13 protein-coding genes are annotated in these 14797 nt (G+C 72.2%); 8 read left to right on the plus strand and 5 right to left on the minus strand.

Translation table 11 applies throughout. The features are described from left to right. From ACR807_RS15495 to ACR807_RS15505, 3 genes are all read right to left on the minus strand, one after another. Positions 1–1997 (minus strand): neutral/alkaline ceramidase (locus tag ACR807_RS15495; RefSeq protein ID WP_438922012.1); only part of this gene is annotated, 1997 nt, incomplete at its 3' end. Between the two features lie 119 nt (positions 1998–2116). Further along, positions 2117–3319, minus strand: a complete 1203-nt coding sequence (locus ACR807_RS15500; protein ID WP_438922013.1) for a cytochrome P450 family protein — start codon at positions 3317–3319, stop codon at positions 2117–2119. Positions 3320–3443: 124 nt separating this feature from the next. After that, on the minus strand, positions 3444–4244 hold the full coding sequence (locus tag ACR807_RS15505; protein ID WP_438922014.1) for a GntR family transcriptional regulator: 801 nt from the start codon (positions 4242–4244) through the stop codon (positions 3444–3446). 179 nt (positions 4245–4423) lie between these two features. On the opposite strand from ACR807_RS15505, the gene ACR807_RS15510 reads away from it, so the two are divergent. Genes ACR807_RS15510 through ACR807_RS15530 form a run of 5 tightly spaced genes read left to right on the plus strand, consistent with a single transcriptional unit; the run spans position 4424 to position 10373 of the window. Then, complete coding sequence (locus tag ACR807_RS15510; RefSeq protein ID WP_438922015.1) at positions 4424–5665, plus strand: extracellular solute-binding protein; 1242 nt, start codon at positions 4424–4426, stop codon at positions 5663–5665. Continuing rightward, a complete protein-coding gene (locus ACR807_RS15515; protein ID WP_438922016.1) occupies positions 5662–6609 on the plus strand; it encodes a carbohydrate ABC transporter permease in 948 nt (315 codons plus the stop codon). Before ACR807_RS15510 ends, ACR807_RS15515 begins: the two co-directional genes overlap by 4 nt. After that, entirely contained in the window at positions 6606–7427 is an 822-nt protein-coding gene (locus ACR807_RS15520; protein WP_438922017.1) for a carbohydrate ABC transporter permease, read from the plus strand. The genes ACR807_RS15515 and ACR807_RS15520 overlap by 4 nt, the downstream gene beginning before the upstream one ends. Before the next feature lie 20 nt (positions 7428–7447). Next, the gene (locus tag ACR807_RS15525; protein WP_438922018.1) at positions 7448–8974 is read left to right on the plus strand and encodes a beta-N-acetylhexosaminidase; all 1527 of its coding nucleotides are present in this window, start codon (positions 7448–7450) and stop codon (positions 8972–8974) included. 16 nt (positions 8975–8990) lie between these two features. Further along, a complete protein-coding gene (locus ACR807_RS15530) occupies positions 8991–10373 on the plus strand; it encodes a cellulose binding domain-containing protein (RefSeq protein WP_438922019.1) in 1383 nt (460 codons plus the stop codon). Between the two features lie 239 nt (positions 10374–10612). Here ACR807_RS15530 and ACR807_RS15535 read toward each other — a convergent pair whose 3' ends face one another. Continuing rightward, complete coding sequence (locus tag ACR807_RS15535) at positions 10613–11617, minus strand: TIGR02679 domain-containing protein (protein WP_438922020.1); 1005 nt, start codon at positions 11615–11617, stop codon at positions 10613–10615. A gap of 257 nt (positions 11618–11874) precedes the next feature. On the opposite strand from ACR807_RS15535, the gene ACR807_RS15540 reads away from it, so the two are divergent. Next, positions 11875–12123 carry a hypothetical protein gene (locus ACR807_RS15540; RefSeq protein WP_438922021.1) on the plus strand — a complete coding sequence of 83 codons (249 nt, stop codon included), beginning with the start codon at positions 11875–11877 and terminating at the stop codon, positions 12121–12123. A gap of 81 nt (positions 12124–12204) precedes the next feature. Here ACR807_RS15540 and ACR807_RS15545 read toward each other — a convergent pair whose 3' ends face one another. Then, complete coding sequence (locus ACR807_RS15545) at positions 12205–13578, minus strand: serine/threonine-protein kinase (RefSeq protein ID WP_438922022.1); 1374 nt, start codon at positions 13576–13578, stop codon at positions 12205–12207. A 26-nt stretch (positions 13579–13604) separates the two neighbouring features. On the opposite strand from ACR807_RS15545, the gene ACR807_RS15550 reads away from it, so the two are divergent. Both ACR807_RS15550 and ACR807_RS15555 read left to right on the plus strand, forming a co-directional pair. Continuing rightward, positions 13605–14129 carry a hypothetical protein gene (locus ACR807_RS15550; RefSeq protein ID WP_438922023.1) on the plus strand — a complete coding sequence of 175 codons (525 nt, stop codon included), beginning with the start codon at positions 13605–13607 and terminating at the stop codon, positions 14127–14129. Positions 14130–14227: 98 nt separating this feature from the next. Beyond that, a complete protein-coding gene (locus tag ACR807_RS15555) occupies positions 14228–14749 on the plus strand; it encodes a hypothetical protein (RefSeq protein WP_438922024.1) in 522 nt (173 codons plus the stop codon). Positions 14750–14797 lie beyond the last annotated feature (48 nt).

A 14797-nucleotide genomic window follows, 5' to 3' on the forward strand; every position in this document is an offset into this window, starting at 1 on the left:
GTGCCGGTGAACCCGGTGACCGCGCCGGTCCAGCCGCTCTTCCAGTCACCGTGGTGGAGGATGCGGTACGTGCCGGCCGGGGTGTCCGCCGGGATGGCCCAGGTGACCGTCGCGGTCGAGTTCGCGACGCCCTCGCGCTGCCACCGGTAGCGGGTGGACCAGTCGCCGTCGTCGGCGTGCCGGGTCCAGCGGCCGTCCACGAGGCGCTGGACCTCCAGGAACGTGCCGTTGCGGTGCAGGTCGTTCTTCGGGTGGCCGGTGACGAAGACCGCCGTGGCCGTCTGGCCCCGGGTGTAGGAGGCGGCGGGTTCGGTGCGCACCTGGCCGAACGACGTGCCGATCGGCTTGTCGTCGAACACCACGCCGGTCTGGAGGTTGACGCCGGTGAACGGCGGCGTGCCGGGCGTCGGGCCGGCAGGCACGGGCGCGCCGGTGCGCAGCGCCGCGGCGAGCTTGCCGAACTCCTGCTCGTAGGCGGGCAGGGTGTTGCGGCCGAACAGGGTCGAGCCGCCCTCGTACTGCTGGAGGTCGTACTCCTCCGGGGTGGTCACGTACTGGGCGTAGTCGTTGGCGTAGCCCTGCACGAGCACGTCCCCCAGCGGCACGCCCGCCTCCGCCGCCACCGCCTGCCGGATGCGCAGGCCGGCCACGACCGTGACCTCGCCGGGCACCGCGACCAGGTGCAGCGGACCGATCTTGACGACCTGGAGCGGCACCACGTCCGGGGTCGCGCCGATCAGACCGGTCGGCACCAGCGACGCCTTGGGGTACTGGCAGTCCTTCAGCCACTGCGGCACCTCGACCTGCAACGGCTCGAACAGCGCCTTCCACGGGCTGGTCATGCCCTCGTGGAACAGCGGGATCGCCGGGCCGTCCTCCACGCTGCCCGCCAGGGTGGAGGCGCCGACCACGCCGGAGCAGGTCGTGCCGGGGCGGCCGTCGGTGGTGAACCGGCCGTCCACGGCGACCGACGACATGTCCACGAACCGCATCCGCGAGTCCACCGACCCGGTGACGGCGGTGCCGGGCCCGGCGAACACGCGCTGGGCCTCGCGGTTCTGCCGCTCGCCGATGATCCGGGTGTTCTCGACCTCGTCCTCGGTGGGGCCGGAGCCGGGCCGCAGGTTCAGGTTGGGCGACATGTCGCCGGCGTTGGTGTTGGGGAACGCGGCGACGAACCCGGGCCGGTCGTCGAGGTAGCGCACGCCCGCGTCGTCGTGCTCCCACTGGTAGGAGGCGTAGCCCTTGTTGTCCGGGCTGATCAGGGTGTTCTCGTTCGTCATCGACGTGTTGTGGGTGGCGAACCAGCTGATCGCGCCGACGTCGGTGCTGCCCTGGCGGAACCTGAGCACGGTCATCGACGGGTCGATGGCGTTCGGGAAGTGCGCCTTGTCGACGGCCGGGTTGCGCTCGAACGCGGTGCGCGAGCGGTTCACGCTGGCGTCGGTCAGCTGCCCCCGCCCCAGCGTGATGTCGCCGGGCCTGAGGTCCTCGTGCGCCTCGACGACGGACTCGGTGATGCCGTCGGCGATGGCGTTCAGCGTCTGCGGCTGGAGGCCGAGGACGGACAGGTTGTAGGCGAGGTTGTGCGAGTAGCCGCCGGGCCCCGCGTGCGTGTGGGTGGCGGACAGCAGCAGGTTCTCCCGCGTGTACGTGCCGCCGTAGCGGGCCTGGAGCCGGGAGAGCACGGCTTCCTGCACCGAGCGGAAGACCATCGCCAGGTCGGCGTTGACGTAGGCGACGCGCTTGCCGGTGGCCTGGTCCACCACGACGAACGCGCGGGACCGCTGCCGCTGGTGGATGCCGGTGGTCTTCTGCTCGAACGACGAGTAGCCCATCATGCCGTTCTCGGCGGCGGGCCCGGTGACGTCCGAGATGCCGCGCCCGACCAGGTAGGGCGCGGCCGGGGCGGGCTGCGCGCCGGCGGCGGGCAGCCCGACCACGACCAGGGCGCCGACCAGCGCGCAGGACACCAGCGACCGGCGAGAGCTCCGCATTCCCACTCCCCGACGTATGCGAAACGGATTCACTTTATCGGGACGGTAGTGACCCGGGCCACTCCCGGCAAGTCGGCGGACGGCTCAGCGCAGGCAACCGGGCCGGCGCGGCGGACGGGTCAGCGCAGGCGGACGGGCAGCTCCAGGTGGCCGTTGGAGATGAACGAGCGCACCGGGCGCAGCTCCGCCGCCGGCGTGGTGAGCGCGAGGTCCGGAAACCGCGCGAACAGCGCGGGCAGCGCCACCTCCGCCTCCAACCGGGCCAGCGGCGCGCCGAGGCAGTAGTGCGCCCCGTGCCCGAACGCCAGGTGCGCCTTGTCCGCGCGGGTCAGGTCGTACTCGTCGGCGGTCGGCCCGTGGTACCCCGGGTCGCGGCCCGCGCCGGCGTAGGCGGCCAGGATCGCCTCCCCGCGCCGGATCGTCACGTCGCCGACGGTCACGTCCTCCACCGCGTAGCGCAGCGGCAGGCTCGCCACCGGGGCCTGCCAGCGCAGCGTCTCGTCCACGACGTCGCCCCAGCCGCGGTCGCCGGACAGCACCAGCGCGAGCTGGTCGGGGTGCGCGAGCAGCGCGGCCACGGCGTGGTCGAGCAGGTTCACCGTCGTCTCGTAGCCGGCGGAGATCAGCAGGATCAGGGTGTCGACCAGCTCGGTCGCGCTCAGGCTCCCCTCGTCCTCGTCGTGCGCCGAGATCAACCCGCTGGTCAGGTCGTCGCCGGGGTCGGCGCGCTTGCTCGCGACCAGCTCGCCCAGCGTGCGGTAGAGCCGCTCCCGGTTGGCCACCGCCCGCTCCGGCGTCAGCGTGGTGTCGAAGACGGCGTCCACGAGGGCGCGCAGCTCCGGCCGCGTCTCCTCGGGGATGCCCAGCAGCAGGCAGATCACCTCGATCGGCAGCGGGTTGGCGTAGGCGGCGCGCAGGTCGGCGGTGTCCCCGCCGGCGTCGAGCGCGTCCAGCAGCCGGGTCGCGATCCGCTCCACCTCGGGCCGCAGCGCGTCGACCCGCCGCGGGGTGAACGCCTTGGACACCAGCGAGCGCAGCCTGCGGTGGTCGTCGCCGGAGGCGTTGAACATGTTGCGCACCGACACCCAGAGGTGCAGCGGCCAGTCCTCGGGCACCTCGCCCGCCGCCCAGGCCGCCCAATGCCGCCGGGCGTCCTTGGAGACCCGGGGGTCGTTGAGCAGGCGGCGCAGCACGTCGATGCCGGTGACGGACCACGCGATGAGGCCGCCGGGTAACTCCACGCGGGTCGCCGGGCCGAGTTCGCGCAACCGGGCCGCCTCCCCCTGGACGTCGCGGCCGGTGAGGTCGAGTGCGTAAGTCATGCACCCACCGTGGCAGCGGGCTCACCGCGGGTTCAAGGCGTCGGCCGCACCACGACCCGGACGGACCCGGATCACCCCCTTCGAGGCGTCGCCGGCGAGGTCCGGGGTCACGCGCCGCGCCGACCTACTGGACGTCGCCCGTGGTGGCCGAGCGGACGGTCCTGGCGGAGCCGGGCGGGATGCCCGGGTAGTGGTCGGCCCGCGCGCCGGGCGCGGTGCGGCCCAGCGACAGGCGGGAGACGATGCGGTAGCGGTCGCCCCGGTACAGCGAGTGCACGTACTCCACGGGGCGGCCGGTGGTGTCGTTGGTGAGGCGCTCGAACAGCAGGGCCGGCGCGAAGACGGGCACGCCGAGCAGCTCGGCCTCCGAGTCGTTGGTGACGGTCGGCTCGATCGACTGCACGGCGTCGCCGACGTGGACGCCGTGGTCGGCCAGCCGGTCGTAGAAGTTGCCGGACTCCATGTCCTCCTGGGTGAGGCCGGGCGCGACGGCGACCGGCACGTGCAGGTACTCGATCGCCATGGGCTGCCCGTCGACCAGGCGCAGCCGGGCGGTGTAGTTGACCTCGGCGGCCGGTGACACGCGCAGCTTGCGGCCCACGCGCGCGCCGGCCGGGACGCGGGCGTGCTCCAGGACGCGGCTGGTCCACGCGCCGCCCGCCTGCGGCAGCGTCATGGCGCGGTCCCCGGACACCAGTTCCTGGGTGATCTTGGCGGGTGCGACGAACGTGCCGCGGCCGTGCTGGCGGACGAGCAGGCCGGTGTTGACCAGTTCGTCGACCGCGGAGCGCAGGGTGGGCCGGGAGACGGAGAGCTGCGCGCACAGCACGCGCTCGGCGGGGATGGGCGCGCCGGGCGGGTGCGTCTCGATCAGCTCCAGCAGGTAGTCGCGCACCCGTTCGCGCTTGAGGATCGGTTCGGCCATGCCGCCTCGCTTCGTCCGCCGCGTCGGGCCCAGTATGTCAGACCAGTGGTCAGTGACCACTTCGTCAAACATGGAAGCGCTCTCACGGTGTTGACGTGGGTGTTGACGGCGAGATTGGTCTATGCCATCTTCGACACGCTCCACCGAAGGTTACCAATTGGTCAGCTGAGAGGTGAGACGTGTCGCACCGCCCCGTCGCCGTGGTCCTCGCACTGGGACTGGCCCTGACCGCCTGCGGAACCGACGCCGGGGACGGCGGCGAGGAGGCGATCACCGTCTGGCTGATGAAGGACTCGACCACCGAGGACTTCGCGAGCCGCTTCGAGACCGAGTTCGAGCGCGACCACCCCGGGCTGGACCTGCGGGTGCAGGTCCAGGAGTGGAACGGCATCGCGCAGAAGGTGACCAGCGCGCTGGCCAGCACCGACCCACCCGACGTGATCGAGGTCGGCAACACCCAGGTCGCCCAGTACGCGGCCAGCGACGGCGTGACCGACCTGTCCGCGAAGAAGGCCGAGCTGGGCGGCGACGACTGGGTGCCCGGCCTGGCCGAGCCGGGCGCGGTGGACGGCAGGCAGTTCGGCATCCCCTGGTACGCGGCCAACCGCGTCGTCGTCTACCGCAAGGACCTCTTCGAGGCCGCGGGCGTGACGCCGCCGAAGACCCGCGACGAGTGGCTGGCCGCGACCGACCGCCTCGACGAGGGCGACGTGCAGGGCATCTACCTGCCCGGCCAGAACTGGTACGTGCTGTCCGGGTTCGTCTGGGACGAGGGCGGCGACCTGGCCGAGAAGTCGGGCGACCGGTGGGCCGGTTCGCTGAACACGCCGGAGGCGCTGGCGGGCGCGGAGTTCTACCAGCGGCTCCAGGCGCTGGGCGACGGTCCCAAGGACTCCGACGAGGCCAAGCCGCAGCAGACCGACGTGGTGGCCGCCGGGCAGGTCGCGCAGTTCATCGCGGTGCCCGGCGCGGCGAAGCTCGTCGAGAAGGCCAACCCGGCGCTGGCGGGCAAGCTCGGGTTCTTCCCGATCCCCGGCAAGACCGCCGACGAGCCCGGCGCGGTGTTCACCGGCGGCTCCGACCTGATCATCCCGCTGGCCTCGCCGCGCCAGGAGGGCGCCTACGAGGTGGTCAAGGCGCTGGCCGGGGAGAAGTGGCAGGTCGAGCTGGCCAGGGCGATGAACTACGTGCCGAACCGGACGAGCCTGGCCGGCGCCGTCGGCGACGACCCGGGCGCGGCGGCGATGGCGGCGGGCGCGGTCAACGGGCACGCCACGCCGAACTCGCCGAACTGGGCCGCCGTCGAGGCGCGCAACCCGGTCAAGGAGTTCCTGACGGAGGTGCTGACCGGCGCCGACCCGGCCGGCGCCGCGGCCGAGGCCGACCGGGTGATCACCCAGGCGCTCAACTCGGGGACGTGACGACGACGTCGGCGCGGCCGGTGGACGACCCGCCGCGCGCCGCCCCTCCCCCGCGCCGCCGCCGGTCCTGGTGGCCCTACCTGCTGATCTCGCCGACCCTGGCGGCCACCGCCTACCTGCTGCTCTACCCGTTGGCGCGCAACGTGGTGATGTCCGTGCAGGAGTTCGGCCTGCCGCAGCTGGTGCGCGGCGAGGCCCGGTTCGTGGGCCTGGCGAACTACGCGAAGGTGCTCACCGACCCCGAGTTCTGGGGCGTCGTGCGGCGCACGCTGCTGTTCACCGCGGTCAACGTCGTGCTGATCATGCTGCTGTCCACGCTGGTGGCGCTGCTGCTGGTGCGGCTCGGCCGGTGGCTGCGGCTGCTGGTGATGTCCGGGCTGGTGCTGGTGTGGGCGACCCCGGTGATCGCGGCGACCACGGTGTTCCAGTGGCTGTTCCAGTCCCGGCTGGGCGTCGTGAACTGGGCGCTGGTGGAGCTGGGCTTCGAGTCCTACCGCGACTACGCGTGGTTCGCCGACGGGCCCGCGACGTTCGCGATCCTGGTGGTGCTGGTCGTGTGGCAGTCGGTGCCGTTCGCCGCGCTGTCGCTGTACGCGGCGATGGTGACCGTGCCGGTCGAGCTGTACGAGGCCGCCCGGATCGACGGCGCGGGCGCGTGGCGGGTGTTCACCAGGATCACCTTCCCGGTGCTGCGGGCCATGTTCGGCCTGATCATGTGCCTGGAGGTGATCTGGGTGGCGAAGGCGTTCGTGCAGATCTGGGTCATCAGCCAGGGCGGCCCGGGTCGGGCCACGACGACGCTGCCGGTGTACGCGTTCCAGGTGGCGCAGTCGTTGCAGCGCTACGACCTCGGCGCGGCGGTGTCGATGCTCATGGTCGTGCTGCTGGTGCTCGTCCTGCTGGCCTACTTCCGGCAGCTCTACCGGCAGGAGGGGTCATCGTGACGGGGCGGGTGCTGCGGGCGGTGGCCGCGCTGGTCGTGTTCACCGTGTCGGTGTTCCCGGTGTACTGGATGGTGCTGACCGCGTTCAAGCCCGCGAAGGACATCCAGGCGGCGACGCCGACGTTCCTGCCGCTGTCGCTGACGTTCGAGCACTTCGGCACGGCGGTGGCGGCGCGCGGCTTCTGGTCGTTCTGGCGCAACAGCCTCGTCGTGGCGGGCGGCGCGGTGGCGCTGGCGCTCGTCGTGGCGCTGCTCGCGGCGTTCGCGGTGGCGCGGCTGCGCTGGCGGGGGCGGCGCGGGTTCGTCCTCATGGTGTTCGTCGCGCAGATGACGCCGTGGGAGGCGCTGCTCATCCCGGTCTACGTCATCGCCCGCGACACCGGGGTGCTCGACACGCTCTGGGTCCTCACGCTCGTCTACTTCATGATCACGCTGCCGTTCACGATCGTGACGCTGCGCGGGTTCCTCGCCGCCATCCCGGTGGACCTGGAGGAGGCCGCCCTGGTGGACGGGTGCTCGCGGGCGCAGGCGTTCCGGCGGGTGGTGTTCCCGCTGCTCGCGCCGGGCCTGCTGGCGACCTCGCTGTTCGGGTTCATCACCGCGTGGAACGAGTTCGCCTTCGCCAACGTGCTGATCATCAAGGACCAGGACGACCGCACGCTGCCGGTCTGGCTGTCCTCGTTCAGCAACACCTTCGGCACCGACTGGGGCGCGACCATGGCCGCCTCGACGCTGTTCATGCTCCCGGTGCTGCTGGTCTTCCTCGTCCTCCAGGGCCGCGTCACCACCGGCATCACCGGTGGCGCGGTCAAGGGCTGATCAACCAGGGGGTTCCGCTCGTGATCGTCCCACGACCCACGCGGCTGGTCCGCCGGCGCGGCCGGTTCGCGCTCGACGGGAGCACCGCGATCCGCGCCACGCCCGGCGCGGAGGGCGCGGCCCGGCTGCTGCGGCACCTGCTGCGCCCCGCGACCGGCCTGCCGCTGCCGCTGCGCGAGGACGGGCGGGTGGTGTTCGCGCTGGACGAGCGGCTCGTCGGGCTCGGCGACGAGGGCTACGCGCTGACCGTGGACGAGCACGCCGTGGTGCTGCGCGCGGCCACCCGGCAGGGCCTGGCGCACGGCGTGCAGACCATCCGGCAGCTGCTGCCGGCCCCGGCGCTCGGGTCGCGCCCGGTGTCCGGGGTGGAGTGGGCGCTGCCCGGCGTCGACGTGCGGGACACGCCCCGGCTGCCGTGGCGGGGCGTGCTGCTGGACGTGGCGCGGCACTTCCAGCCGGTGCCGGTGCTGCGCCGGTTCGTCGACCTGCTGGCGCTGCACAAGCTCAACGTCCTGCACCTGCACCTGACCGACGACCAGGGCTGGCGGATGCCCGTGCCGCGCTACCCGCTGCTGACCGAGGTCGGCGGGCGGCGGGCCGAGACGGCGGGCGACGGCGTGCCGCACGGCGGCGCGTACGCGCGCGCCGAGCTGGAGGGCCTCGTCGCCTACGCCGGGGAGCGCGGGGTGCGGGTCGTGCCGGAGATCGAGATGCCCGGCCACGCCCGCGCCGCGCTCGCCGCCTACCCGCACCTGGGCAACCACCCGGACCGCCGGCTGCCGGTGTGGACCCGGTGGGGCGTGAGCGACGCGGTGTTCGGGGTGGGCGACGCGACGCTGGGGTTCTGCCGGGACGTGCTCGACGAGGTGCTGGAGGTCTTCCCCGGCCGGCACGTGCACCTGGGCGGCGACGAGTGCCCCACCACCGAGTGGGAGACCGGCGCGGGCGCGGCGGACCGGGTCGCGCGCGAGGGCCTGGCCGGGCCGCGCGACCTGCACGGCTGGTTCCTGCGCGCGATGGCCGACCACCTGGTGGCGCGCGGCCGGGTGCCGGTGTCGTGGGAGCAGGTCGGCGACCCGCGCGTGCTGGTCATGCCGTGGCGCGACGCCGGGGACGCCCGCTCCGCCCTCGACCGGGGCCACCAGGTCGTGATGGCGCCGCACCGCTCGACCTACCTCGACTACCCGCAGACCTCCGACCCCGACGAGCCGGCCGGGCAGCCGGGCCTGGTGGTCACCGCGCACGACGTCTACCACCTGCCGCTGCCCGCCGGGGTGCTCGGCGCCCAGTGCGCGCTGTGGACCGAGTACGCGCCGACCCCGCACGACCTGGAGCGGCTGGCGTTCCCCCGGCTCGCGGCGCTCGCCGACGCGCTGTGGTCGCAGCGCCCCTCGTGGACCGACTTCACCGACCGGATGCGCGCCCACGGCGGTCGCCTGACGGCGCTCGCGGTGCCGCACCGCCCCCTGGACACCCGTCGGCCGCCGACCACCCGGGAGGAGGTCACCAGCCAGGACGAAGCCCGCTCCCCTGTCCCACCCTGCTGACCAGAGGAGAACCACCTTGTCCGCACGCGTTATCGCCGCCGTGGGCTCGGCCGCCGTGGCGGTCGCCGCCCTGGTGACCGCGCCCACCGCGATGGCCGCCGACGTGGTCACCGCCCAGTACCGGACCAGCGCGTCCGGGAACACCACCGACCAGGTCGAGCCCTGGCTGAAGCTGGTCAACGCCGGGTCGACCACCGTGCCGCTGGCCGACCTGAAGGTCCGCTACTACTTCAAGAGCGAGACGCCCGACGTGGGCTACCGGTTCGCCTGCTCGTGGGCCGTGCGCGGCTGCGGCAACGTGACCGGCGCGTTCGGCACGCTCACCGGCGGCGCGGCCGACCGGTACCTGGAGGTCGGCTTCACGCCCGGGGCGGGCTCGCTCGCGCCGGGCGCCGACTCCGGGGACCTCCAGCTGCGGTTCTACCGCGCCAACTGGGGGCAGATCACGCAGACCGACGACTACTCGTTCCGCGCGTCGAGCTCCTACTCGCCGTGGTCGCGCGTCACCGTGCACCGCGGCGGCACCCTGCTCCACGGCACGCCCCCGTCCGGGTCGACGACCACCACCACGACGACCACGACGACGAACCCGCCGAACCCGAGCGGTCCGGCGCTGTTCGACGACTTCGACTACGCCTCGTCCGCCGACGCCCGGATCGCGCAGCGCGGCTGGACCGTGCGCTCCGGCGGCGGCGGTCCCGGCGTGCCCGCCACCTGGGAGCCGTCGCAGGTGACGTTCCCGACCGTGGACGGGCAGAAGTCGATGCGCCTGGAGTCGTCCAACAACGGCTCCACCGCGCGGCAGACCGAGGTGTACCACCAGCGGAAGTTCTTCGAGGGCACCTACGCGGCGCGGGTGAAGTTCTCCGACACCCCGGTGTACGGGCCGGACGGCGACCACGTGGTGCAGACGTTCTTCACCATCACGCCGCTGAACAGCGACCTCGACCCGAACTACGGCGAGATCGACTTCGAGTACCTGCCCAACGGCGGCTGGGGCGAACCCGCGAACGTCATGTACGAGACGACGTGGGAGACCTACCGCAACGAGCCGTGGCTCGCGGACAACGTCCACAACGAGCAGCGGCAGAGCTACACGGGCTGGCACGACCTGGTCTTCCAGGTCTCGAACGGCCGGGTGAAGTACTTCATCGACGGGACCCTGGTCGCCGACCACGGCGACAAGTACTACCCGGAGACGCCGATGTCGATCAACTTCAACCTGTGGTTCATCGCGGGCGGCCTGGCCGGCGCCCCCGGTGACCGCGCGTACCAGCAGCACGTGGACTACGTGTACTTCGCGAAGGACCAGGTGCTGAGCCCGGCGCAGGTGCAGTCGCGCGTGTCCGGTTACCGCTCGTCGGGCGTCGCGCACGTGGACACCGTGCCGGCGAGCTGATCCCGTCCTCCCCGGCCCGCTGCCGCCGAGCGGGCCGGGGACCTGTGGGTGTCAGGACTCCGCACTGGCATGCCGAGCTGCGACGATCGCGCGTGCTGGACCGCTGCGCGGCCCACTGCAACCACCGCCGGCGCTGCTGCGCAGCGAGGCCGCGAGGACGCCGAACGTCGCTGACCTGCGGAGGGTCGTGCGCAGATCATCCAGGGGGCGCAGGTGGCGGGAGGTGAAGCGGTTCGCCGTCAGAGGAGTGACGGCAGCACGTGCTCCTCGGTGACCATCAAGCCCGTGGTCGTCATGGTCTTGGCCAGGTCGGGATCCCAGGTGGCCTCCGCGGGACCGTTGTTCAACGTCGGCAGTTCGACGCCGCGGGCGATCAGGGTGGTGACGGCCTCGCGGTAGTCGTTCGCCGACATGCGCCACGCCGTGCCGCCGGTCCAGGCGAGGATGTCGTTGGTCGCGCGGACGCCGTCCGGTGTGAAGTCGTTGTGGCAGCGGACCGCCTTGCCGACGAGGTGGTGCTTGGCCTGTGCGGTGAGGCCGTTCGGGAGCACCATCAACGGGCCGGGCACGCCGGATTCGAGCAGGCGTGGGCTGCGGACAACGGTGATCTCCGGGGTTTCGAGGGTGTCGTTCAGCGTCAGGTAGCCCTGGGAGGTCAGCACCGGGTCGCTGTAGGCGTCCTTGAGGATTCCAGCCCGCTCCCAGGTCGTGCCCATGAGTTCGAGCGCCTTGCCCACGATCCGGGTGAGCGGCCGTCCGTCGTCGAGGTCGTTGCCGGCCAAGGCGTACCGGGTCGTCGTCGGCCCGAGCTTGCCGAGTACCCAGGCCGCCTGGTTGGCGAGCATCGGCAACGCCGGTTGTGGGATCTTGCCGTACCGGCGCACGTGCGCGATCCACGGTGCGGCCCACGGTTCGTGCAGCAGGTTGTGCTGACGCAGTGCGAACTTCAGCACGGCGTCGGCCGTCGAGGCCTCCTCGGCCGTGGACATGCCGATCGGCCTGCCGTGCACTGCTTCCAGCACCTCGGTCAGCGTGCTGCCGTGCGCACGGACGTGCTCGTCCAGACGCGCCAGGGAGACCTGCCGGCGGGCCGGGTGCGCGACCGGCTTGCGCAACAGGTCGGTGAGCGCCGCGGCGGTCTTCTCGTCCTCGACGCGAATGCTGAACGCAGACCGGCCGCCGCCCTCCAGGGTCTCGCGGGCCAGCCGCCACAGCTCGGCGAGTTCAGGTTGGTCCCAGTGCACCGTCCGAGCCTAGTTTCGCGATCCGGAGCGCGCGCACGCCGGCCCTGAACACCCTTCGCAGCCGGAGAGGGGGCACAGCCCCTGTGTTGAACCCGTGCAGTCGCGATCCTGCCGAGGTGGAACGCGGTCCGGACGACCGGGCAGCGGGTCGAGGAGGCTCGCCTGACCGGGCCCTGTGGGGTTTCAGAGCTCTGCACTGAGACGCTGAGCTGCGGTGATCGCACAGAATCAGCCGTAGGAGCATGACCGTGGGGCGTGTGGAGCTGCTGGTGCTGCTGGTGCTGCGGAACAAAATCGCCCTGCCGCGTCGGGTCAGTCCCGCCCGCGGTTGGAGTGGGCCGATCGAGCCGAGATCGCAGCAGCCGCACCAACTCGCCCCCATCCGGGTGGGGCGGCATCACGTCGAGCAGGACCGGGTCGGCGTCCGCGACCGCGTCGAGGCACGCCCACCCGGCCGCGGCCACCGGGACGTCGAGCCCGGCGAACCGCAGTGTGCTCTCCAATAGTTCGCGGCTCCGCGCATCGTCGTCCACCATCAGGATCCGCGCACGCTCACTTACGTCGCGAGCCTACGACAGTCGCTGTGCTCAGCAGGTGAACAGATGAGACGGCGGGGTCGTGTGGTCGAGCCGTTTCACGTAGGCGTCCCCACCGGTGGCGGCGCGCTGCGCGCACGCGTCGTCCTGGGTGGCGAAGGTGCCGTAGTACACCGCGTAGATGTCGGCCCCGTCGAGTTGCCGGCGCAGCGAGCCGCACCCGGTCGTCGGCGAGTGCAGGTACCGCGCGCCGGGGTGGTCGGACAGGAGCCGCTGGACGTCGGTGCGGTACCGCGCCGGTTCGACGGCTGCCCCGACGAACGTGACGTAAGCACCGTCACAGGCGGGCACGCTCATCGGCTCGGCCAGCCCCAGGTCCGCACCGGGAGGCGCCGCAACGACCGGCGGCACGCTGACCGGCGGTGGTGAGGTTGCCGGCGGCGCTGCTGTTGTCGCCGACGACGTGGTGGTCTCGGCACTGCTCGCCGGGGTGGATCGCTCCGTTCGCGTCCCGTCGGCGCTGGTCGCGGTCCCCGGCGTTGACCGTCCGGCGAGGCTGACCGTCACGCTCACCGCGGCCGTCGCCAGCACGACTGCCGCGGCCGCGACCAGCCACGGCGTCCGCCGAGGCCGTGCGACCGCGTGCACCGACGTCGGCCGGGGCGCGACCGGCGACAGCCGGGCGGGCAGCGCATGTCCGGCGAGCGCCGCCCGCGCGGCGGCGGCCAGTTCGCCCGCGGTCGCGAAGCGGTCGGCCGGGTTCTTCGCCATCCCCCTCGCGATGACCGCGTCCAGGCCGGGCGGCAGCCCGGGTCGCACCGCGTCGAGCGAGGGCGGCGGCTGGTTCAGGTGCGCGCCGATCAGCGACGCGGCGGTGGTGCCGGGGAACGGCTTGCTGCCGGTCAGGCACTCGTGGAGAAGACACGCCAGCGAGTAGACGTCCACCCGGTAATCGGTGGGGCCATCACCGAACCGCTCCGGCGCCATGTAGTCCAGCGTGCCGATCGCGGCACCGGTCCCGGTCAGCCCCGTCGTCGCGTCCAGCGCCCGCGCGATCCCGAAGTCCACGAGATACGCGAACCCGGCATCGGCGACGAGGACATTGGAGGGCTTCACATCCCGGTGCACCAAGTTCTGCGCGTGGGCGGCGCCGAGCGCCTGCGCGACCTGTTCGACGATCCCCACGGCCTCCCCCGGGTCGAGCGGGCCGCCGCCGCGCAGCCGCGCGGCCAAGTCCTGCCCGTCGACGAGCCGCATGTCGAGGTACAGCCGCCCGTCCAGCTCTCGGGCGAACCTTTCCCGCGAAACCGCACGCTGAACGACTCCGCAGTTCTGCGGCGGACAGCACCCACACACAGTGTCGCACCGCAAGCCGTTCAGCCGATTGAGGACGGACGAGCTGGTCGCGAAACTCGACCCGTTCACTACCTTTTCCTGGATTGGGAATCATCATGCGCTTGCGTTCACTGATCGTCGCCGTTGTCGGCGGGCTGCTCGGCACCGCAGGACTCTTCCACGTGCCCGCCTCGGCGTCCGTGGTGGACGTCAACTGCGCCCTGGGCACCCAGGTCGGCACCTACTCCCCCGGCATGACCCTGCTGCCCAGGCAGATCGACTTCAGCGCCACCGGCACACTGGGTGGCTGCGTGTCCCCCAGCCACCCCGGGATCACCGGTGCGACCTTCACCTCGCTGGTCAGCGGTACGTTCAGCTGCCTGGCCGGCTCCACCACCAACACCTCGACCTACCACTGGAACACCGGTCACCACAGCACCGTCCAGGGCGGCTTCGAGGTCAACCTCAAGCCCGGCGGCACCACCGTCCTCGTGCTGACCGGCACCGTCGTCGACGGACTGTTCCAGGGGGCGACCGTCGTGCAGACCAAGGTCCTGCCCGCCACCGACCTCACCGCCTGCCTCACCCCACAGGGCCTGACCAGCGTCAGCGGCACCGTCACCTTCACCGCCGTCCTGTGAACCGGCCAACGGCGGGAACGGAAAACCACCCCGGCGGTCCGCGGAACACCACCTGGATGAAGGCCGCCTTCTCCGCCACGACCGTGGGGGTACGAGCGGTGCGGAGCATCCGAGGTCTGTTCGTCACGACCGCGCTGATCGTGTCGTCCCTGCTGTTCCCGGCATCCCCCGCACACGCGGCACCGGTCGACCTCCTCTGCACGGAGGACGAGTCGGTGTCCTACTCCCCCGGTCTGCTGACCGCACCACGACCGGTGGACGTCGACGTGCACAACGTCCTGTCGTGCACATCCCTCACCGATCCTGCCGTGACGGGAGGGTACGTGCGGGCGACCGTGCGCGGCCTCAACCGATCGTGCACGGACCTCGCGGCGTCCGGCAGCGGCTCGTACACCATCACCTGGAACACCGGGGAGACCAGCACGATCAGCTACAGCCGGTCCGCCACCTACGTCCTGGGCACGCTGGTCATGACGGAGACCGGGACGGTCACCGGGGGCAAGTTCACCGGCGACTCCAGCACCCACGTCGTCGAACTGCTCACCCTCGACCTCCTCTCCTGCCTCACCGAACCCGGACTCACCACCACCTCGGGCCTCGGCACCTACGTCTTCGCCTGACGGCCCCGGCGAACATGCCCGGCACGCCTCCGCCCGTACCGGCGTCAC

It is taken from the genome of Saccharothrix sabaoui, from assembly GCF_051756985.1.
In the GTDB taxonomy this organism is placed as follows: Bacteria; Actinomycetota; Actinomycetes; order Mycobacteriales; family Pseudonocardiaceae; genus Actinosynnema.

Excerpts from the sequence above, each read along its gene's own strand:
- ACR807_RS15505 (WP_438922014.1), bottom strand. The coding sequence starts at position 4,244 with ATGGCCGAACCGATCCTCAAGCGCGAACGGGTGCGCGACTACCTGCTG.
- ACR807_RS15500 (WP_438922013.1), bottom strand. The coding sequence starts at position 3,319 with ATGACTTACGCACTCGACCTCACCGGCCGCGACGTCCAGGGGGAGGCG.
- ACR807_RS15550 (WP_438922023.1), top strand. The coding sequence starts at position 13,605 with ATGCGCTTGCGTTCACTGATCGTCGCCGTTGTCGGCGGGCTGCTCGGC.